The sequence below is a fragment of the Bacteroidales bacterium genome (genome assembly GCA_041671145.1).
Classification (GTDB): Bacteria; Bacteroidota; Bacteroidia; order Bacteroidales; family JAHJDW01; genus JAQUPB01.
The window spans coordinates 18,537-39,890 of sequence record JBAZBZ010000025.1; the positions used below are offsets into that span (position 1 = coordinate 18,537).

General features: G+C 32.4%; 14 protein-coding genes and 1 tRNA gene. 4 read left to right on the forward strand and 11 right to left on the reverse strand.

Going from position 1 to position 21,354, the window contains the following annotated elements; all coding sequences use genetic code 11:
- Window positions 1–11 precede the first annotated feature (11 nt).
- From WC223_08980 to WC223_09010, 7 genes are all read right to left on the reverse strand, one after another.
- A complete protein-coding gene (locus WC223_08980) occupies window positions 12–653 on the reverse strand; it encodes a hypothetical protein (GenBank protein ID MFA6924372.1) in 642 nt (213 codons plus the stop codon).
- Window positions 640–1,200, reverse strand: a complete 561-nt coding sequence (locus tag WC223_08985; protein MFA6924373.1) for an OmpH family outer membrane protein — start codon at window positions 1,198–1,200, stop codon at window positions 640–642. Before WC223_08985 ends, WC223_08980 begins: the two co-directional genes overlap by 14 nt.
- Complete coding sequence (locus tag WC223_08990) at window positions 1,190–6,694, reverse strand: gliding motility-associated C-terminal domain-containing protein (protein ID MFA6924374.1); 5,505 nt, start codon at window positions 6,692–6,694, stop codon at window positions 1,190–1,192. The genes WC223_08985 and WC223_08990 overlap by 11 nt, the downstream gene beginning before the upstream one ends.
- A gap of 236 nt (window positions 6,695–6,930) precedes the next feature.
- The gene (locus WC223_08995; protein MFA6924375.1) at window positions 6,931–7,350 is read right to left on the reverse strand and encodes a DUF1573 domain-containing protein; all 420 of its coding nucleotides are present in this window, start codon (window positions 7,348–7,350) and stop codon (window positions 6,931–6,933) included.
- Between the two features lie 300 nt (window positions 7,351–7,650).
- Entirely contained in the window at window positions 7,651–7,875 is a 225-nt protein-coding gene (locus WC223_09000) for an HTH domain-containing protein (protein ID MFA6924376.1), read from the reverse strand.
- Window positions 7,876–8,367: 492 nt separating this feature from the next.
- A tRNA-Asp gene (locus WC223_09005) sits at window positions 8,368–8,441 on the reverse strand.
- A 205-nt stretch (window positions 8,442–8,646) separates the two neighbouring features.
- Complete coding sequence (locus WC223_09010) at window positions 8,647–9,867, reverse strand: ABC transporter permease (protein MFA6924377.1); 1,221 nt, start codon at window positions 9,865–9,867, stop codon at window positions 8,647–8,649.
- A 134-nt stretch (window positions 9,868–10,001) separates the two neighbouring features.
- Here WC223_09010 and WC223_09015 point away from each other — a divergent pair, with 134 nt between their 5' ends.
- Together WC223_09015 and WC223_09020 are read left to right on the forward strand one after the other, a co-directional pair.
- Window positions 10,002–11,306: a bifunctional lysine ketoglutarate reductase /saccharopine dehydrogenase family protein gene (locus tag WC223_09015; GenBank protein MFA6924378.1), complete on the forward strand. Its 1,305-nt coding sequence runs from the start codon at window positions 10,002–10,004 to the stop codon at window positions 11,304–11,306.
- Window positions 11,307–11,425: 119 nt separating this feature from the next.
- Entirely contained in the window at window positions 11,426–12,766 is a 1,341-nt protein-coding gene (locus WC223_09020; GenBank protein ID MFA6924379.1) for a saccharopine dehydrogenase C-terminal domain-containing protein, read from the forward strand.
- 2 nt (window positions 12,767–12,768) lie between these two features.
- On the opposite strand, the gene WC223_09025 is transcribed toward WC223_09020, so the two are convergent.
- The 3 genes from WC223_09025 to WC223_09035 form a co-directional block, all read right to left on the reverse strand.
- Window positions 12,769–13,191 carry a hypothetical protein gene (locus WC223_09025; GenBank protein ID MFA6924380.1) on the reverse strand — a complete coding sequence of 141 codons (423 nt, stop codon included), beginning with the start codon at window positions 13,189–13,191 and terminating at the stop codon, window positions 12,769–12,771.
- A 115-nt stretch (window positions 13,192–13,306) separates the two neighbouring features.
- Window positions 13,307–17,245: a PAS domain S-box protein gene (locus WC223_09030; GenBank protein MFA6924381.1), complete on the reverse strand. Its 3,939-nt coding sequence runs from the start codon at window positions 17,243–17,245 to the stop codon at window positions 13,307–13,309.
- A gap of 73 nt (window positions 17,246–17,318) precedes the next feature.
- Window positions 17,319–17,732 carry a response regulator gene (locus WC223_09035; GenBank protein MFA6924382.1) on the reverse strand — a complete coding sequence of 138 codons (414 nt, stop codon included), beginning with the start codon at window positions 17,730–17,732 and terminating at the stop codon, window positions 17,319–17,321.
- Between the two features lie 104 nt (window positions 17,733–17,836).
- Between WC223_09035 and mtaB the strand changes: the two genes are divergently transcribed.
- Together mtaB and WC223_09045 are read left to right on the forward strand one after the other, a co-directional pair.
- Entirely contained in the window at window positions 17,837–19,129 is a 1,293-nt protein-coding gene (mtaB, locus tag WC223_09040) for a tRNA (N(6)-L-threonylcarbamoyladenosine(37)-C(2))-methylthiotransferase MtaB (protein MFA6924383.1), read from the forward strand.
- 103 nt (window positions 19,130–19,232) lie between these two features.
- Complete coding sequence (locus tag WC223_09045) at window positions 19,233–20,288, forward strand: NADH:flavin oxidoreductase (GenBank protein ID MFA6924384.1); 1,056 nt, start codon at window positions 19,233–19,235, stop codon at window positions 20,286–20,288.
- Window positions 20,289–20,362: 74 nt separating this feature from the next.
- Here the strand turns inward: WC223_09045 and sucD are convergent, their stop codons facing one another.
- Entirely contained in the window at window positions 20,363–21,235 is an 873-nt protein-coding gene (gene sucD / locus WC223_09050) for a succinate--CoA ligase subunit alpha (protein ID MFA6924385.1), read from the reverse strand.
- Between the last annotated feature and the right edge of the window lie 119 nt (window positions 21,236–21,354).

The following is a 21,354-nucleotide window of genomic DNA, read 5'->3' on the forward strand; positions in this document are numbered from 1 at the left end:
AATAAATTATTTTAATTTATATTATTCAATTTTGGTAATTTTTCTTTATCTAAAACAAATTGGAACTGGTTCATGCCTGTGCCGAATAAATCATCGTAATAACAAAATTTCACGCTATCATTTTTTATATCTCCCTGAAAACAGAGCAAAATAGTTTCTTTGTTTTCCAATTCGTAACCTCTTTCAAAGCTGTGTAAAACCGGTTTTACAGTGTCTTTCCCTGAAACCAGATAAACTTTATTTTGAAAATCAAATGATAATTCAGATACTTTTTTAGCATATTCCTGATATGATATTGAATTACCATATAAAGGACCTTCAATAGCACTATTTTTAGTATTATACATAATTTCAAGAATAAAATAATAACTTGTACTATATATTTTCCGCAATGAATCTACAACTTTGTTTGTAACTTTTTTATTACGCAATTCATTGGCAACCATAAAATCGGTTGGACGATATTTAACAATTATTGAGATATTTTCTATATCTTTCTTCTTTATCAAGCCATTATCAGAATTATTGCAATATTGTTTAAGAGTTGCAGGATTATCAATAAGTTTGCCTTTATCGGATTGGCAACTTATAAAAAATCCAATAATCATTATAATTAAAACAAAAAAGGGTATGTTATTTTTATTTACCTTCATATTTATTGTTTAACTCTTTTAGTACTTCTTCGGTAATATCAAATTTATCACTTCCATAAAATAAACTTCCATCTGTTGTTGAACCAAAAACAAAATCGTAATGCTTTTTCTTAGCATATTCATAAATATATGTATTAACCTGTTTAAGAATGGCAGAAGAAATCTTATCATCTTCTTCTTTTATCATTTTTTCTGCACCATTACGGAAATTCATAAAGTCCATTTGTCTTTGTTTAATTTGCTCCTGTCTTTCCTTTTTTTCTTTTGGATTCAACTTTTTTTCATCTTCCTTATATATTTGTATCATTTTATTAACCTGCATTTGCAAAGAATCAAGATTTGCTTTATATGTATTTACTTTGTCCTGATATACTTTTTTACCGGCTTTTACCCCATTGTATTCGGTTAAAATTCTGCTGTTATGTATAAATCCAATTCGTGGGGTAGTAATATATAAATATATTGCAATTGAGATTGCAGCTATTGCAATTACTCCATTTACAATGGAGATAATTATTAAAGTTTTATTTTTTTTCTCACTTGACATAAATAATTCCTCTTAAGTTTTTGTTATCTAATGTTAAATCATAAAAATAATATCCTTCATCAACAATATTTCCTGTATGCATGCTTACCCCATTCCAGTATGTGTTTTTTGATGCTGATTCATACACTAACAATTGTTTATTATCATAAATTTTCAGCACGACATTAGCAAAGTTTTGTAATCCATTAATAACAAATTCTTTATATGTGGAGTTTGGATCAGATGGATAAAATGCAATTCCTTTTTCTAACACAAACGAAACTTGTAGTTTTGACATAATTGATGCGGGAGATTCAATTGCACCAACATCATATTTTACTTTTCTTTCATTCCCTTTTAAATCAAAAAGAATTAAAGAATCAATGCCCGGAACTGTATCTAAAAGTAAACTTTGTTGAGAAAGAGAAAAGTCATTATTTCCCTGAAATTTCGGGTCAGTATTAAAACCATCACTCTCCACCTGAAACCCCGAATTATTAGTAATTTGTGAGGAAGTATAACTATACCAGTTATTGAAAGAACGATTGAAATTAGAAGGAATGTCGTTTTCAAAATTAATAACATATTGAGCATTCTTGTTAACAATATTATTAGCATAAAATGTTAATTTATTATTACTGCCATTAAGTATAACTGTTGAATTATTGATTCCAGTATTTGCAATAAATGTATTTGAACGAATAGTAGTATTTGAATTTACATTATTTAATTTTAGTGCATTATTTGAAGCAACAATGAGATTACCTATTATTTTCTCATAATTTGAATTTTGACTATTTATATTTTGTATTAATATGCCAACCTCCGGAGTATCTATCTCGTTATCAATTATAAGTAATTTTGTTCCTTTAAGGGAGTTTAAAAATATTCCTTCTTTAACAAAATTTAATTTATTATGTCCAATTGTTAACAGCTTTGATGATAAAGAATCTATTAAAGTATCCGAAACGTTAATTGCTTTTGCATTTATTGATTTTATTGTATTGTCTACAATAAATATTGTATCCGGGCTACTCGTATTTATGTTAATTCCGTCACCTAAATCAGATTCGAGAGAGTTATTCATAAGAAATAATATTCCTTTTCCCTTTTCTATATTATAACAATTATTTTTTGAAACAATATTATTGTTATTTAGAATAAGTGATTTTTTATTATCATTTATTTTCACTGCATCATAATTTTCGGAATTTTTAATAGTGTTTGATTTTATGCAAACATTTTCACTTGACCTCACATTGATAGGTGTTTGTTTTACATTAATAATACTATTATTTATAACGAAACCATCCTCATTATTATATGCACTAATACCGTTCTTATAATTTAAAACACGAATATTTTCAAACTCAATGTACTTAGAACCGTTTACAATAATAGCCGTATCTCCATTTATTGTGTCGTTTATTTCGCAGTTGGAAAAAAGAATTTTTTCGGAATTAATAATTTGAATGGCATTTATATTTGATATTTCAGATATAAAATTTAATCCTATGAAATATATGTTGCTTTTATTTTTAATATAAACATTTTTATCAGAAGATTTTATTTCAACTTTAATACTATCTGTGCTATCTGCCATGAAAATTACAGGAATATCATCGTTCAATTTTGTAATAATTTTATTATCTCCCAATTCTATAATTTCATTGTAAGTGCCATTTCTTATTTTAAATATTACAGCATTTGTTAATCTTTTATTATTAGACATATCGTTTATTGCAGAAGTTATGCTCGGATAATCAGCATTTGTTCCTCCAATAGTATAAGTGCCATAAAAATCGGTGCATACTATAACTGTTGCACTTGCAGTACCCATACATCCACTTCCATCAATTCCGGTAACATAATATGTTGTAGTTACTGTTGGACTCACCGTTATAGAACTTCCGGTTTCCGTATTGCTCCATGTATATGCATCAGCTCCGCTTGCTGTTATTGTTGCTGTGCTTCCGGTGCATATTGTCGCTCCGCTTGCTGTTACATTTGGCAATGCATTAACTATTACAATCGCCTGTGCAGTGTTAATACAACCGCTTCCATTTGTTCCGGTAACAGTATATGTTGAAGTTATTGTCGGATTTACTGTTATTGAGTTTCCTGTTTCGGAATTACTCCATGTATATGTTTCAGCTCCGCTTGCTGTTATGTTTGCTGAAGCTCCAGTACATATTGTCGCTCCGGTTGCTGTTACGTTTGGCAAAGAATTTACTGTTACTGTCGCACTTGCTATATTTGTACATCCATTTCCATCCGTTCCCGAAACAAAATATGTTGTTGTAACTGTCGGATTTACTGTTATTGAACTACTCGTTGCCGCATTGCTCCATGTGTATGTGCTCGCTCCGCTTGCTGTTAATTCTACAGATGTTCCATTGCATATTGCTGTTGTTGCCGGATTTACAGATAAGTTATTTGTACAGGCACTTCCTATTGTCCATCGCGACAAAGAGTTTACTGCTGTTTTTTCTACATAATTATTTGTATAATCAACAGAAGTGGGAGTTTCTGTGGACCATGTACTTCCTGTGTTTGTTGAGCGGTAAAAACTAAAGCCGGCTTCCTGCAATCCGTTAAGTTCGTTTTCGAAGTAGGATAAGCGTAGCGTGGCATTAAGTCCTTGGTCGGTTGTTGGCGTTACATCAAAATATCTTTTTATTGAAGAGTTGCTTCCGATTGTTTGTGCTTTAGAACCTCTCTTTATTACCGTTGAGCCGGGTGCTGTTCCATCTGTTATAATTTTAATTCCCATACCGGCAATATTATCGTAAGTAGTATTTGCCGAAAGTGTTTTTGTGAAAGTAATATAGCCGTCATCAGTTGCATCATATATTCTTCTGTCGTTGGTTTCTCCGCTTATTGCTCCGTAAGTTGTTTCTAATGTTATGTGATTTCCGTTAAGGTTAAGATTTCCGTTAGTCATTATTAATGTTGAATTGCAACCTGTGCCCGAGCCCTTTATTGTTATTGAGTTTGTTAGAGTTGCTCCCGCAGTGTTATCCAATTCGAGGCGTTCAAATTGTCCTCCGTTTATATTCTGATTTGAAGTTCCGTTAATTAATATTTTTCCTGTTCCGCATCCCAAGTCATAGCAAAGTCCGCTGTTTGAAACATCTCCTTTGCAGTTTATAGTGTAGTTGCCGGTTTCAAAATTTTCGCTTGCTCCATTGGTAAAAGTACCGTTTACTGTTATATTGCCTCCTGCAGTATTTGTGCCGCCTCCACTCGTTGTTAAATTGTTGTATGTTCCGGCAACTACTGTTTGTTTCGTGATTTCGCTGGTAAAACCATAGTTTATTGTGCCGCCCCAAGTTTTGCCTGTGGGTATTGGTGTTGCGTCGTTAAATGCGTATGTTATTATTGTTCCGTTATTATTTATTGTTGATAGTGTACCAAGTAATTTATAATATCCTGAACTGTTCATGCTCAAAGTACCTCCGGCTGTTGTTGTTAAATCGCCATTTACTGTTAAAATGCCACCAGCAGTATTTATTCCGCTCGTATTATCGAGTTGTAAGTTATAATATGTTCCTGCAGGAATTGTTTGTCCTCCTGAAAGTATTGCAAATTCAAATGTTCCGGTATAGCCGCCGGTAGTCCAGTTTTTTCCGGAAGGGAATGGTGTTGAAGATGTATTTGAGGTTTTTAGTATTCCATTATGATGGTATGTGGAAAAGCTGCCTGAAATCGCATAGGTGCCCATATCAAGTGTTCCTCCGGTAGCTGTAGTTAGTGTGCTGCTTACCATAATGGTGTTTGCTGCTGTATTGGTTCCGCTTGTATTGTCTGTTTTTAGGTTGTTATATGTGCCATAAACAACTGTTTGTCCACCTGTTTCGGATGCGTATTCTATTGTGCCGCTCCATGTTTTGTTTGTTGGGATTGGTGTTGTGCTGGTGTTGGAGGTTTTTATTGTTCCGTTGTTTGCAGAACTTGTTAAATTACCTCCAAGTGTATATGTGCTCATGTCTAATGTTCCGTTTGTCTGGGTTGTTACTCTGTAGTCCACTGTAAGGTTACCGACTGCTGTATTTGCATTGCTTGTGTTATCAAGCTGTAAGTTAAAATATGTGCCGGCTGGAATGTATTGTCCTCCTGTGCTTACAGCAAATTCAACTGTTCCACTGTTTGCTGACCAGTCGATTCCTGCTGGAAAGGGAGGGTTTTGCGTGCTGTATGTTTTTATTGTACCGCCGAATGTTACTGTTGTTAAATTACCGTCAAGTTTATATGTGCTTAAGTTAAGTGAGTAGAATGTCAGGGTGCCGTTAACTGTTATGTCGCCTCCGGCAGTATTTGAAGTGCCGGTAGCCATAGTTAAGTTATTGTATGTTCCTGAAACTATTGTTTGTCCGCCAAAGGAATAGCCATAGTTTATTGTTCCGCTCCATGTTTTGCCTGCGGGTATTGGTGTTGCATCGCTGTGTGAGTATGTTATAATTGTGCCGTTGTTGTTTATTGTTGTTAAGGTGCCAAGTAGTTTAAAAAATCCGGAGCTGCTCATGCTCAATGTGCCGCCTGAGGGTATCGTTAGTGTGCCGTTTACGGTCAGGTTACCGCCTGCGGTATTGGTTCCGCTGGTGTTATCGAGTTGCAAGTCATTGTATGTTCCTGCCACTATTGTTTGCGAGCCGTTAGTGGCGGCGTATTCCATTGTACCGCTCCATGTTTTGCCTGATGGTATTGGGGTTGAGTATCCTGTGTATGATGTTTTTATTGTTCCGTTGTTTGTTATTGTTGATAATGTTCCTGATAGTGTATAGCTGGAAGTTAAATTAAGTGTGCTGCCTGATGAAACTGATAAAGTTCCGTTTACCGTTAAGTTTCCTGCGGCTGAAATACCGCCTGTGCCTGATATTGTGAGGTTATTGAATGTGTATCCGGCAATTGTTTGTGTGCCTGAGCCGTTAAAATTCACTGTTCCTGTTGCTCCTGTGAAGGTTGCACCGGAGCCAAGGTTTCCTCCTATGTTTATTGTTCCTGCTCCTGTGAATGTAAGGTTTAATCCTGATGAGCCGCTAAAAGAAACATCGCCTGTGCAATTAATAGTTCCTGTAGAAACTGTTAGTGAGCTGGTGGTGGAAGTCCCTCCATGTATTGTGATACTTCCTGCGTCCAGTGTTCCTGCATTTACTGCGAGCAGAGATGATTTTAACATGGAAGGTGCAGTCATGCTGACAGCACCGGTAACTGTTAGTGTATTTGAGCCGCTGATGGTAAGTCCATTTGTCGAAGATGAACTATTCGCATTTATCGTTATGGTGTTACATTCTGCATTTGCATCAACTGTAACGGTAATTCCGCTGTTTATAACAACGTCATCGGAGGATGTTGGAACTGATGAGCCGCCCCATGTAGTTGTCGAACTCCAGTTGCCTGTTACTGATGCTGTTCTTGTTGCTGCTAATGTTGTTGTATTCATGTAAAAAAACATGAGCGTAAAAGCAGATAAACAGAAAATTGTTTGCTTGAAATTTTTTAATGATATTTTCATGTGTTTAAATTTTGTAAATAATTGAAATTTCTGCTGTTAATTTGCTGCTTTGGTTAATTAACTTTTTTAGTTACTCACTCCCACAAAAACCATCCGCACAACCTGTTCGTGAATATCCATGCATTACTTTGTTGAAAGTTGCGCTGCTCATTTAATCATTTACGGTTTGTGCATTTTTTTTTGCATGGATATTTCATAATATATATATATCATTTTTTTAATGACTATTAACTAATCTAATCAGTAACATTTCCAACAATTGTTAATACTACGGGTGAATTTATTGCATTCGAAAAAATGTCTATTTGTTTGTTAATTATGCCAAGTGCCGTAGTGTTGTAATTAACGGTTATTGTGCCTGTGCTGTTGGGTGATACTGGTGTATTTGTCCATGTTACTGTCACATAGTCGGGGCTTGTTTTTATTGAGTCAATGGTTAATGGTTTTGTTCCTGTATTTGTAAAAGTAAAAGTATAATCGCCGGCAGGAGCGTTATTTGATTCGGTTTTTACTACTTGTCCGTAATCATGTATTGTGGTTTGAAAAGTTAATTGAGCGAAAGTGGAATCGTTTTGCGGGTTTGGTTCATTTCCTCCTGCTTTTATTGTGAATACTGCAAACAATACGATGCAGATTGTTAAAATTATTTTTCTCATAATTTATTTTTTATTAGTTGAGTTCTGATTTTTTGTATTTCAATTTTATTTCAAGATTGCAATTATAAAATAAAAAAATTATTAAAAAAAAATAATTTTCAGCCAATAAAAATGCATTTAAATACAAGAATATTTAATTGTTATTACTTTTTATTATTATTTATTTTTCTGTAACACATACGATTTAAACAAAGCGGGAATTATTTGAAAATGAAATCATGGCGACAAATATCTATCAAACTGCAAATTATTTGCAGTAATTTTTTTATTAACAAAAAATTTTGAAATGTTTAAATAATTTTACGAATCTTTTTTAAAACCAAAAACGAATTTTAAATTTTCTTTGTATCTATAACTGTTTAATTGCTTATCAAAGTATATTTTAGCACCTTTTTCTTTCATTTTTTTCAATAAATAGAAAACACTTCTTTCTGATACATTTAATTTGTCAGCAATTTCTTTTGAGCGACCAGTTACTTTATATCTTATCATTTGGTCAATTTTCTCGATTTTTTTCCAACTCATATTTTTTTCGATTTTTAATTTTTTTTTTATTTCCGCCAACAAACATATAGCAATAAAGTATTGATGTCAAGTGCATTTTAGAATTCGCTGAAGTTTTCTGAGAATTCGTTGGGATATTTTTAGAATTCGTAAGAATACATATCCGAAATTTATTGTTTTGACTTTTTTGAAATACTTCAGGAGCAAAACTAAAATATAGGAAAGGAATAAACAACAGAATAATTAGTGTTTTTTTTAACCAAAATTTTGTAGGTCAACTAATAAATTTTATTGGACTCCTAATAAAAATCAGGGGGTAACGTAAGTAAAATACATAGAAGCAAACTTAATGTTATGTTGTTATTTATATTGGTTCTGTAGCCCGCAGGCTCGCCGTTTTGCCGTGCAAATGAGCATTCGCTACAAACAAAATTTCTGCAAGTCAAAAAATATAAAAGCCCCAATAAATAAAAAAGGAGAAAACAATTTTCGATTTTGCTTTCTCCAATTTTGCGGTCCGGACGGGACTCGAACCCGCGACCCCGTGCGTGACAGGCACGTATTCTAACCAGCTGAACTACCGAACCATTTTTGTTTTGAGAATGCAAAAGTAATTCTTTATTTAATAATTACCAAAAAAGAATTTTAATTATTCTGTCCATAAAGTCGAGAGTTTGGTTTAGAATGTCCGAGTTCGAGGATTTCGAAGTTTTGAAAATCAGGAGTTTCCTAAAGTAAATGACTGATTTGTAAAACGAGAGTAACGCAGAAATCGGACATTCCGGATAAACTCTAATTAAATCTCAGAACTTTTATGGGCGAAATATATTTTACAACATAAGTCGGTAATATTAATGCTATCATGCAAACAAGAATAGTTCCGATATTTAGAAGTAATATCGGAACAAAATTAAGAGATATCGGAACTGATGAAATGTAATACGATTCCTGAGGAAGAGTTATTATTGCAAATTTTTGTTGAATAAGACAAATCAGTATTCCAAAGATATTACCAAAAGCTAATCCTTTAAGAATAATATAAAAGGCATTGTACAAAAATACATTTCGCAAACTACGGTTCCTTAATCCAAGTGACTTTAGAACACCAATCATACTGTTTCTTTCCATAATGAGAATGAGCAATGCCGAAATCATATTTATAACAGCCACTGAAATCATAAGAATAATTATGATTGTAACATTTACATTCTGTAGCTCAAGCCAGTCAAATATTTGTGGATACAGTTCTTTTATAGTTTTTACCGACAAGTTATAGCTGGTGCTGTAATAAATTTCATCACTTATTTTTCCGATGTCATTAAAATCGTCGGCAAGAACTTCGATTCCTCCGACCTGATTTTTATTCCAGTTATTTAATTTTTGAATATATGCAATATCGGCAAACACATAATCTTTATCGAATTCTTCGAGACCTGTTTCATAAATTCCGCTGATGGTAAAGGGATATACTCTGAACTGGTCTTGTATGAAATAAATTTTAATTTTTTGATTGACTTTTAATTTTAGTTTCGATGCTATATATCTTGAAACAATTATTTTGTCGGTTTTGCAGCTATCATTTACCGTAAAAACATAGCCATCAGAAATCTTACTTTTAAAAAAGCTCAAATCATAATTACTGTCAATGCCTTTAACAATAACTCCGTGAATGTCGTCATCAGTTTTTATCAGTCCGCCTTTTACAGCGAATGCCTGAATATGTTTTACACCTTTTATTTTTTTTATTGTTGAGTATAATGCAGGAGATTTGCTAATAGGTTTTGATTCCAATGATTCATTCGAATCGAAATTGCTTATTAGAATATGAGAACTGAAACCGGAAACTTTTTCGCGTATTGCTTTTTTAAATCCGTCAATTATAGCTACAGACACTATCATTATTGCCAATCCCAAAACAATACTTGCAATTGCAATTTTTACAATCGAAGAAGATATGCTTTTTGATTCTTTTGCAGAAATTATTCTTTTGGCAATAAAAAATTCAAAGTTCATTGCATAAATATTTATTTTTTCAAAACTATTAAAATTAAATATAAAAACTCCATAAAAAAAATTATTTTTTTCATACGTTTGCAAAACCAATTATATCAAATTGATTTAATTGAAATATTATAAAAGTAAAATAAATGAAATATATTGGTATCAGAAATGAAGATAAATATGCAGCCGAAACACGCTCGCCATTAACACCTGCATGTGTAAAGAAAATAATTAACGAATCGGGTTTGAAATTTATCGTTCAATCCTCTGAAAAAAGAATTTTTAGTGATAAGGAATTTATTGATGCCGGAGCTTTTGTTAAGACCGACTTGAAAGAATGTGATGTTATTATAGGAATAAAGGAAGTTCCATTAGATTCTTTATATAAAGATAAAACTTATATGTTTTTTTCTCACATAATAAAAGGGCAACCTCATAATATGCCGATGCTGAAAAAAATGATGGAGCTGAAATGTAATCTAATTGATTACGAAAAAATAACCGATGAGCAAGGGAAGAGATTGATATTTTTCGGTAAATATGCAGGACTGGCGGGAATGATAAACTCTTTGTGGGCATTAGGGTTGCGGCTTGAACATCTGGGTTACAAAACACCTTTTCTGAAAATAAAACAAGCACATAAGTACTTTTCACTTGAAGAAGCAAAAAAGGAAATATCGGAAGTAGGACATGAAATTTTAAAAGATGGAATTCCAAGCGAATTAAAGCCATTTGTAATTGGAATAACAGGATACGGAAATGTTTCCAACGGAGCAAAAGAAATTTGCGATTTATTGCCCGTTAAAGAAATTCTGCCCGAAGAACTTGAAAACCTTAAAGCGAAAAGTAAAAACGAAAATATTATTTATAAAACAACCTTCAAGGAAGAACACATTTCACGGCATAAAGAAGATTGCAGTAATTTCGATTTGTCCGATTATTATAAAAATCCTTATAAATATCACAATGCCTTTGAAAAATATTTACCTCACATTTCGGTATTGATAAATGGAATGTATTGGGACCCGAAATTTCCACGCATTATTACCAAAAATATTGCCGGAAAATATTTTAATGAAGGCATTTCGAAACTCATGGTAATCGGAGATATTACATGCGATATAGAAGGTTCAATAGAATTAACTGTTAAAGCAACATCTATTGATACTCCATTGTTTGTTTATAATCCCAAAACAAATGAAATTGAGATGGGACATAAAGGTACCGGTATATTAGTTATGGCTGTTGATATATTACCGAGTGAATTGCCAAGAGATTCGTCGATGTGGTTCAGCCATGTTTTGTGTAATTATGTAAAACCACTTGCAGAAGCTGACTTCAGCAAAACGTTCGGCAAAATAAATTTACCTGCTTCAATTAAAAAAGCTTTAATACTTCACAAAGGAAAATTAACAAACAATTATAAATATATTGAGAATTTTATTAAGTAACTAATAATATTTATTAAGTTAACATTAAAAATTTTAGTATAAAACATTCTAAATATGTTTAAAATAATAATTTTATTTCCGTAATAAAACAACTTATATAATATCTAATTTTAAAAATTATGAGCAAAAAAAAAGTTTTAATACTCGGTGCAGGAATGGTTGTAAAACCAATAGTTACATACCTGCTTAAAAATAATTTTAAAGTTACGGTTGCTTCACGCACAAAATCAAAAGCCGATGAAATTATTGCAGGACATAAAAACGGAACCGCAATATCATGGACAGTTGATGCTATTGATACTCTTGATAAACTTATTGCAGAGCACGATTTGACTGTGAGTCTTTTACCATATACTCATCATGTGATGGTGGCAAAAATTTGCATTAAGCACAAAAAAAACATGGTAACTACTTCTTATATAAAGCCCGAAATGCAGGCATTAAACAGCGATGCAAAAAAGGCAAATATTATAATTCTCAACGAAATCGGCTTGGATCCGGGCATTGACCACATGTCGGCAATGAAAATAATAGACCATGTTCATACAAAAGGTGGAAAAATTGAAGAATTTTATTCATTCTGCGGAGCACTTCCAGCTCCCGAAGCAGCGAATAATCCGTTTAAATATAAATTTTCATGGAGCCCCAAAGGTGTGGTAATGGCAGGAAATAATGATGGAAAATATCTAAAAAATGGAAAAATAATTCAGGTTGATACAAAAGCTCTTTTTAAAAATCCTATTAATGTTAATTTTAAAAATGTGGGTGAATTACAAGTTTATCCCAACAGGGATTCTTTACCTTATATAGATTTATATGGAATAAAAGAAACCAAAACCATGATGAGGGGAACATTTAGGTATATCGGCTGGTGCGAAATTATTGATAAAATGAAGCAATTAAATTTGATTTCATACAATGAAAAAGATTTTACCGGTAAAACTTATTCTGATTTTATTGCTATGATGCTCGGGAAAAAATCATCAGATAATATAAAACAGGACACTGCCGGTTTTCTTAATGTTGATGTAAATTCAATCTCGATAAAAGCACTTGAATGGCTTGACTTGTTTAAAAACAAAAAAATGCCATACACAAAAACGTCCCCTTTTGAAATAACATCAGATTTAATGCTCGAAAAAATGGCTTTAGGTAAGGAAGAAAAAGATATGGTTGTTATGCAGCATACATTCCTTGCAAGTTATCCTGATGGAAAAAAAGAAGTTATAAAATCATCAATGCTTGATTTCGGAACCTTAGCAACCGACACCGCAATTGCCCGTACTGTAGCTCTTCCTGCTGCCATTGCTGTTAAAATGATTTTGGAAAATAAAATAAAAGTTAAAGGAGTGCATATCCCTATAATTCCTGATATATACAATCCTGTTTTGCGAAATCTTGAAGAAATGAATATTAAAATGACTGAAGAATATGAATTGCCTTTATCGGAAATGGTTTGAGGTTAACTTCTGCTCTTAAGTATATTAAGATATTTCTCTTCTTTCTTCAGGTTGTGCTCATGTTTATTAATTTTGTCTTCAAGTAGTTTTATCATTTTATCTTTCATCTCGTTTTCTTTTCTAATTGAGTCTAATTCATTCTTAAGGATGTCATGCTGGCTGCTAACTTTTGGCATACTTTCATTAAATGCACTTTCAATTTTCACATCGTTTTTCACGTTGTTGCGGAGTTGTGAGTATAATTGAAAGAAATCGAAATCCAGAATAATAGAAAATCGTAAAAGCAAGTCAGAATCGATGCTTTTACGTTTATAAATTCCGTAAATGTTCTGTTTGGTAGTATTAACAAGGCTACTGAGTTCTGTGGGACCCATCCTTAATTCTTTTGCTCTTTGTTTTATTTGCTCTCCAATGTGTATATACATATATTTCAATTATTTAAATTTATACTTATGCAAAAGTACAAAAGTTTTATTAAAAAATAAAACATTTGTTGAAAAAAGCTATACAAAAACTTTAATAATAGGAAAATAAATCTTGTTAACCAAGATATGATTTTTTAATATAATTTTTGAGTAAATCATATTTCTCCATCATTAAATCAATGGTTTTTACGTTTTCTTGGAAATTCTCTTCATTATCTTTAAGAGTACTTTCGAGTTTTTTAATAATTTCATATAATTGTGAAGCACCTATAGTACCTGTTAATCCTTTAATAGTATGAATTGCAATTTTCAGTTCCCCAAAATTTCGATTAAGTACAGCAGATTCTATTTTACTAAACAGTTCATCGGCATCGTCAATAAAATTCACGAAAAGTTCCTTGAGCTCGCTCTTGTTTCCATTTAGGTTATTTATAATGTCTTTTAATGTTTCGTTGTTTAATAGTGGCAAATTATTGAAATCTGTTTTAGGCATTTGTATTTTATTATCGGTATTTTGAATAGCAGATTTTGAATATTTATAAAGTTTTTTATAAAGCAATTCTTTATTTATAGGTTTTGGAAGGTAATCGTCCATTCCTTTATTCAGAAGGTTTTCGCAATCTCCTTCCAGAGTATACGCTGTTAAAGCTATTATAGGAGGAAGTTGGGGATATCTGTTTTTTAATTCTTTTGTAGTTGTTATGCCATCCATTTTAGGCATTTGGATATCCATGAAAATTAAATCATATTTATTCTCACCACATTTTTTAATTGCAGTCATTCCGTCTTCTGCTTCATCGATAATGCATCCTGCTTTCTTAAGCATTATAGTTATCACTTTACGGATTATTTTTTTGTCTTCAACCAGAAGTATTTTAAGGTTGAAATTCTTTTTATAAAAAGATTCATAACTTTTGATTTTTTCAATGGAATAATTTTTATCTAATAATTCTGCATCAAAAGTAAACCAGAATTTGCTGCCTCTACCCTTTTTACTGCTCACTCCTACATTTCCTCCCATAAGTTCTGCAAGTTCTTTTGAAACAGCAAGACCTAAACCTATTCCTTCATAATTGCTAACTTCCTTGTATGAATCAATCTGAACGAATTTTGTAAAAAGTTTTACCTGGTCTTTTTCTCTTATGCCTATTCCAGTGTCAACAACTTCAATCTTGAATTTGACTATATTTTTGTTTTTATGCAGTAATGAAAAATTAATTTTTATTTCACCTTTTTCTGTGAATTTTATAGCGTTTGATATAAAATTCATCATAATTTGTTTTACCCTGTTTTCATCAGCTTTAACAATATTAGATATTTCGGAAGGGTAATTTATTGTCAAATCAATTTCCTTATCTTTAATGAGGACTTCGCTTATTGTTCTCACATTATTGATAAGTTCGTGCATATCGAAAATAATTGGTTTTATTTCGAGCTTTCTTTCTTCAACTTTCGACAATACAAGGATATCGTTAATTATTTCCAGAAGATTCTCCGCAGATATTTTAATGGTTTGAGAATAATTCAACTGGTCTTCATCGAGTTTTGTATTCAGCAAAATATCAACCATGCCCATTATACCTGTCAGCGGAGTTCTGATTTCATGACTCATATTTGCAAGAAACTGTTGTTTTATTTTTGCTGTTTTCTCAACTAATTCCACGTTCCTTTTCAATTCCTCATTAACTTTTTGCTGTGTAATATCCTGTATGGTAATAAATATTTTCGAAGGATTGTTGTTTTTATCAGGGATTATTTTTTTTATTGCAATTATGCTTCTGTTTGTTCCATCTGAATTAAGTATTTTAATTTCCTTTTCAAAATTTTCAATTTTGATGTTCTTTTTTTCTGTTTCGAAAATTTTAATAAAATCTTCTTTGTTCTCAGGGTGAATTTTATTTAATATTGTTTGATAGTAAAAGTTTTTTCGAAATGTAATACCAAAGACCTCAAAGAAATTTTCGGAAAAATTAAAATTTTTATTTTTTAAATCATATTCAAAGGAACCTATTTTTGAAATTTTTTGGGCTTCTTTAAGTTGGTTTTCGCTTTGATGCAGCTTTTCTTCAATTTGTTTTCTTAAAGTTATGTCGCGTGAATTTATAATAAAACCTCTGATTACCGGATTTTGCAAATGGTTTGTTGCAATGCTTTCTGTGTGAACCCAGCTTCCATCTTTGCAAAGAAAACGATATTCGGTCTTTATGGTTTTATCAGGGTTCTTTAGCAAATCGCTGAATACTTCTTTTACATTGGGCAAATCATCGGGATGAATATAATCAAAAGCTGAATTGCCTAAAATTTCAGTAAGTTTGTATCCTAAAATTTTTTCAAATGCAGGACTGTGATATTTAACTTTTCCTGCAACATTAACAATAGCTATAACATCGGAAGAATTTGCAACTATCGCCGTTAATTTTTCTTCTATTAATTTTCGTTCAGTTATATCAAATGTTATTATATATTTTTTTGTTGTGTTGGAATTGCTGTTATAACTTGTTGTATAGTGATTGAATATGCAGCACTTTTCATTATCTTTTCTTATAATCCAGAATTCAAGTTCTTTGGGAAATTTCATTTTCCCTTTCTTAACATCATTATATATATTTTTTAATCTCTCTTTCTCTTCGGGTGCTGCAATTTCGAGCCATGAAGATTCACGAAATTCCTTTTTTGTGCATCCGATAATCTCAAGAGTTCTTTTATTCACATAAACCACCTTGTCATTTTCAATAATTGTCAATCCTTCGCTAATATTATCGGCCATTTCCCTGAACCTTTCTTCGCTTTCAATTAATGCTTTTTCGGCAAGCTTGCGTGTAGTCATATCTCTTCCTATTGCTGCCGAACCAATTATCTGATTTTTCGAATCTCTGAGAGGAAACATCGTTATTGACGTATATACGGGTTTCCCATCTTTTCTCAATCGTGTTGTTTCGCGTCGGTCAATGTTGTTCCCTTTTTTTATTTCTTCAAGAAATTCTAATGGTTCGTTTCGCAAATTTTCAGGAGGCAGTAACATTGTTACATTTTTTCCTATGGCTTCTTCTTTTGTATACCCGTATATTTCCTCGGCACCTTTATTCCAGCTAGTAACATATCCATCTAATGTTTCACATACTATTGCATCACTTGAAGATTCGACAAGTGTAGAAAATTTTTGCAGGTATTCCTCTGTTCTTTTGCGTTCGGTTATATCTCTTGTTGAGCCGTATATTCCTGTTATTTTGTTTTTTTTATCCCAAATAGTGCGAACACTAACTTCACCCCAAACAGTTGAGCCATCTTTGCAAATAAATTCAAGTTCTGTTATATAAACATTTTCTTTCGGAACTTTTCCTTTTATTGCTTTATCTAGTTCGACTAAAAAACTTTTTTTTACTTCCTCAAGAGATGAAGGAGTAAATACTTTTTCGACTGGCAATTGCATGAATTCTTCAGAAGTATATCCCCTTTGTTTATATATGGATGGACTCACATAAGTGTATCTCAACTGTGTGTCCATAGTCCAAATTATATCTGTTGAAAGTTCTGCAAGCAAGCGATATTTTTCTTCACTTTCTCTTAAAGCCCACTCTGCTCTTTTAATATCGGTGATGTCAGTCATAACACTACGCAAACCGGTTGCATTATTTTTGCCGTCAGTAATAATAGTGCTAATAATGTTTACCTGAAGTATTTCATTATCTTTATTTATTATGGAGTATTCCTGTATGGGAAAGTATTTTCTTTTAATTTTTTTCTTTATGGACTGAGCTATTCTAGCCCTATCTTCAGGTATGAAAATATTGATAATATTAAATCCCTTTTTTATTTCGAGGTCCGTAATACCAAATGTTTGTTTTCCGTGTTTGTTCAGGTATGAAACTCTTCCGCTTTTATCTGTTTCAAATATTATCTCGGGCAGGTATTTTAAAAAATCTTTATATCTTTTATCCGTAGATTGAGAAACCCTTTCGGTTTTTTTCTTCTGTGCGTGGCTATGATTGTTTTTTTTGTGGAAAAATATCTTTTTTTTGTTATTTTTTTTTAATATTTTCTTTGACTTTATCATAAATTATTAATTCATGAAATTAAGGAAAAAACATAAAGGCGGAAAATATAACAGGAAATAATCAATGAAACTTTTATTCTTCAGTACTTTGTTTGCTTTCTTTGTAATCGATTAGCACCAAAATATCCTGAATAATAGTTTTCAGATGTTTAAGGCATCCTTCGTTTTTGACAATATAATTAAAAATCCCTAGTTCCTGTGTTTTTGCAATCACTTCAATATCTTTCTGCGAAGAAACCACCACAATGTAGATGCCTGAACTGTATTCCTTAATAAGTTTTATGAGTTCATATCCTTGAATATCGGGCAAATTCAAGTCAACAATAACTATGTCGGGATTGAGATTTATACTATTCAGCAATTCATGTCCGTTCACAAAAGTGTGAACTTTTATGTTTTTAAATGAATTAAGCGATAATTTCAGCAGAATATTTTCTGTACGGTTATCTTCAATCAAGAATATTGTACGTTGTTTCGAATCATGCATCTGTATAATTTTTATTTCTTTAGATGCACAAAACTATATATTTTTTTTTAAATCACCAAAATATTTGTTTTTATAATAATTCAAAAATAGCATAAATTTGCATAATGAAAGAATTACCAAAAGCAGCATTTATTACTCTCGGATGTAAACTTAATTATTCTGAAACTTCCGAAATTGCAAAAAACATTGCAGCAAGCGGTTTTCAAAAAGTAAAAGCTTCTGAAAATCCTGATGTTTTTATCATAAATACATGTCTTGTAACTAAAAACGCTGAAAGCAAATGCAGGCAAATAATCAGGCAGATTACAAAATCATCATCAAAAGCTTTTATTGTGGTCGTTGGTTGTTATTCACAGATGAAACCCGAAGATATAGCTGTAATATCGGGTGTTGACTTGGTAATTGGCAATAAGGAAAAACATAAGCTTGCCGAATACCTTACAAATATTGAAAAGAAAATACATCCCGTAATTATTAATTCCGACATGAAGATTGAGAATAATTTTGTTCCCTCATGTTCGGCAGATGACAGAACCCGCTCCTTTCTTAAGATACAGGATGGTTGCGATTATTTTTGTTCGTATTGCGTAATTCCTCATGTGCGGGGTAAAAGCAGAAGTGATACTGTAAAAAATGTTGTTGAAAGTGCAAAGCAAATATCTGCAACGGGTGTTAAAGAAATAGTTCTTACAGGTGTTAATATTGGCGATTTCAGTACCGACACAAATGAAAAATTTTACGACCTGCTCAAAGAGCTTGATAAAATTGATAATGCTGAAAGATTCAGAATTTCTTCAATAGAACCGAATTTGCTTACTAATGAAATTATTGAATTTGTTGCCGCCTCAAAAAAGTTTTTGCCACATTTTCACATTCCTCTTCAATCGGGCTCAAACAGAATTCTGAAATTAATGAACAGAAAATATGAAAGAGAATTATATGTTGAAAGAGTTAAAAAAATAAAATCAATAATGCCGCAGTGCTGTATCGCTACCGATGTGATTGTAGGTTTTCCTTCAGAAACAGAAAATGATTTCATGGAAACATATAATTTTCTTGATAAACTTGATGTTTCCTATATGCACGTTTTTACTTTTTCCGAAAGAGATAACACGGCAGCTTTGAAAATCGGAAATATTGTTCCTGTTAATGATAGAACAAAAAGAAGCAGAATTTTGCATGAACTTTCCGATAAAAAGAAAAAATATTTTTATGAACAACAGAAAGGACGGACAGCAAAAGTTCTTTTCGAATCGAAAAATAATAAAGGATTTATTTATGGTTTTACTGAGAATTATGTGAAAGTAAAAACAGCTTTTAAAACGGAATTAATAAATAAAATTATTGAAGTGAAACTACTCAAAATTGATGAAGATGGTGTTTTTATCCGCGATTGACTGACCCCGACCTTAAGGGTAATGAAACTCGGCACAAACGGGCTTTAGCCCAAAAGTAATATTTTTTAACCGGACAATAGTAAAAAAACTAAAATTTAAACAAATGAAAGCCATATTTAAAGAATTCGAATTAAAAGGATTTAAAATCAAAAACAGAATTGTAATGCCGCCAATGGTTAATTTCGGTTGGTCTGATGATAATGGATTTGTTAATGAGAAACACATTAAACATTATGAAGAACGAGCAAGAGCAAATGTCGGAACTATTATTGTAGAAGCCACAGCAATAAAAAAAGAAGGACGCGGATTTATTCCGCAGCTTGGTATCTGGGACGATTCGCAAATTGAAGGAATGAAAAAGATAACAGATGCTTGTCATAAATATGGCTCTGTAATGCTTTTGCAATTGCATCATGGAGGGTTTTACACTCCCGAAACAGTTTCCGAAAAAGCAGCAGGTCCTTCAATAGACCCGAAAATAAGCAGGTCTTACAGCTTAGCTACCGAAGAAATTAAAGAACTTACTAATGATTTTATAAACGGAGCTGTTAGGGCAAAAAAAGCAGGGTTCGATGGAATAGAAATACACGGAGCTCATTTGTATTTGTTGTGTTTGTTTGCATCGGCGGCAATAAACAAGAGAACTGATGAATACGGAGGAAGAGTTTCAAAAAGATTAAAATTTGCCGGAGATATAATAAAAGGAATAAAAAATAATTCAGGAAACGATTTTATAATATGTTACAGAATGGGTGCAAACGCCCCTACTTTAGACGATGGCATTCAGGTAGCACAGGAATTAGAAAAACTTGGAGTGGATATACTTAACGTGTCACATGGCGGAGTTAATAAGCTCATCCCTCAGGTGCCAGAAAATTTTGGTTACAATTGGATTGTATATAGTGGAACAGAAATAAAAAAACATATAACTATTCCTGTTATTGTTGTTAATGAAATTAAAACTCCCGAAAGAGCTTCTTATCTTATCGAAAACAATTTAACTGATTTTGTTGCTATAGGACGCGATTTACTTACTGACCCGCAATGGGTGGAAAAAGCATGCAGAAATGAAAAGGTAAACCAATGTATAAGCTGCAAGCCCAAATGCAAGCGATATGAGAGTGAAGAATTATGTCCGGCAAAAAAGCTATTGGGTTAAAACTACTAATAACACTGCGAGAGCTTGAAACTCTCGCAGTGTTTCAGTATAATTCACCAACTTTAACCTATCACCTAATATTTTATTACTTCCAGCATTTTTTTACCAATATCAGCAGGGGAATCAGCAACAGTAACTCCGCAATCTTTTAAGATTTTTATTTTTGCTTCTGCAGTATCTTCTTTCCCTCCTATAATAGCACCTGCATGTCCCATGGTTCTTCCTTTCGGTGCAGTGCGTCCTGCAATAAAAGCCACAACAGGTTTTGTTTTATTTTCTTTTAGCCAATAGGCAGCTTCGGCTTCCATGTTGCCTCCTATTTCTCCAATCATGACAATACCTTTGGTTTCTTTATCAGCCATAAATAATTTTACTGCATCGAGAATAGTTGTGCCTATTATCGGGTCGCCACCTATGCCAATTGCTGTGGTTTGTCCTAATCCGGCTTTTGTAAGCTGGTCAACAGCTTCGTAAGTTAATGTGCCAGAACGCGAAACAACTCCTACAATTCCCTTTTTATGAATGAAACCGGGCATTATTCCTATTTTTGTTTCACCAGGAGTTATTATTCCCGGACAATTCGGGCCTATTAACCTGCAATCTTGAGCTTTCAGAAATTCTTTAACTGTAACCATGTCGTTTGTTGGAATGCCTTCGGTGATGCAAACAATTATTTTTATTCCTGCTTCGGCAGCTTCCATAATTGCATTGGCAGCATACGCCGGCGGAACAAATATTATTGAAACATTTGCATTTGTTTGCTTCATTGCTTCGGAAACTGTATTAAATACGTGCTTTCCGAGATGCGTCGTGCCACCTTTGCCCGGTGTAACTCCGCCAACTATGTTTGTTCCATATTCAATCATTTGCATTGAATGATGCGTTCCTTCAGTTCCGGTAAATCCCTGAACAATGACTTTCGAATTTTTGTTGACTAATATACTCATGGCTTTTTGAATTATATATCATACAAAATTAACAGCAAAATCAATTAAAAAAAATCCAAAACAAATATTTTTTAGAAATTAAAAAAAAACTTTTTATATTTACTAAACTTTTAAATTTA

Bases quoted from the DNA above. Each gene is read 5' to 3' on its own strand.
- WC223_09020 (MFA6924379.1), top strand. From the start codon at position 11,426: ATGAGCAAAAAAAAAGTTTTAATACTCGGTGCAGGAATGGTTGTAAAA.
- WC223_09025 (MFA6924380.1), bottom strand. From the start codon at position 13,191: ATGTATATACACATTGGAGAGCAAATAAAACAAAGAGCAAAAGAATTA.
- WC223_08985 (MFA6924373.1), bottom strand. From the start codon at position 1,200: ATGTCAAGTGAGAAAAAAAATAAAACTTTAATAATTATCTCCATTGTA.
- mtaB (MFA6924383.1), top strand. From the start codon at position 17,837: ATGAAAGAATTACCAAAAGCAGCATTTATTACTCTCGGATGTAAACTT.
- WC223_09010 (MFA6924377.1), bottom strand. From the start codon at position 9,867: ATGAACTTTGAATTTTTTATTGCCAAAAGAATAATTTCTGCAAAAGAA.
- WC223_08990 (MFA6924374.1), bottom strand. From the start codon at position 6,694: ATGAAAATATCATTAAAAAATTTCAAGCAAACAATTTTCTGTTTATCT.
- WC223_09015 (MFA6924378.1), top strand. From the start codon at position 10,002: ATGAAATATATTGGTATCAGAAATGAAGATAAATATGCAGCCGAAACA.
- WC223_08980 (MFA6924372.1), bottom strand. From the start codon at position 653: ATGAAGGTAAATAAAAATAACATACCCTTTTTTGTTTTAATTATAATG.
- WC223_09030 (MFA6924381.1), bottom strand. From the start codon at position 17,245: ATGATAAAGTCAAAGAAAATATTAAAAAAAAATAACAAAAAAAAGATA.
- sucD (MFA6924385.1), bottom strand. From the start codon at position 21,235: ATGAGTATATTAGTCAACAAAAATTCGAAAGTCATTGTTCAGGGATTT.
- WC223_09000 (MFA6924376.1), bottom strand. From the start codon at position 7,875: ATGAGTTGGAAAAAAATCGAGAAAATTGACCAAATGATAAGATATAAA.
- WC223_09045 (MFA6924384.1), top strand. From the start codon at position 19,233: ATGAAAGCCATATTTAAAGAATTCGAATTAAAAGGATTTAAAATCAAA.
- WC223_09035 (MFA6924382.1), bottom strand. From the start codon at position 17,732: ATGCATGATTCGAAACAACGTACAATATTCTTGATTGAAGATAACCGT.
- WC223_08995 (MFA6924375.1), bottom strand. From the start codon at position 7,350: ATGAGAAAAATAATTTTAACAATCTGCATCGTATTGTTTGCAGTATTC.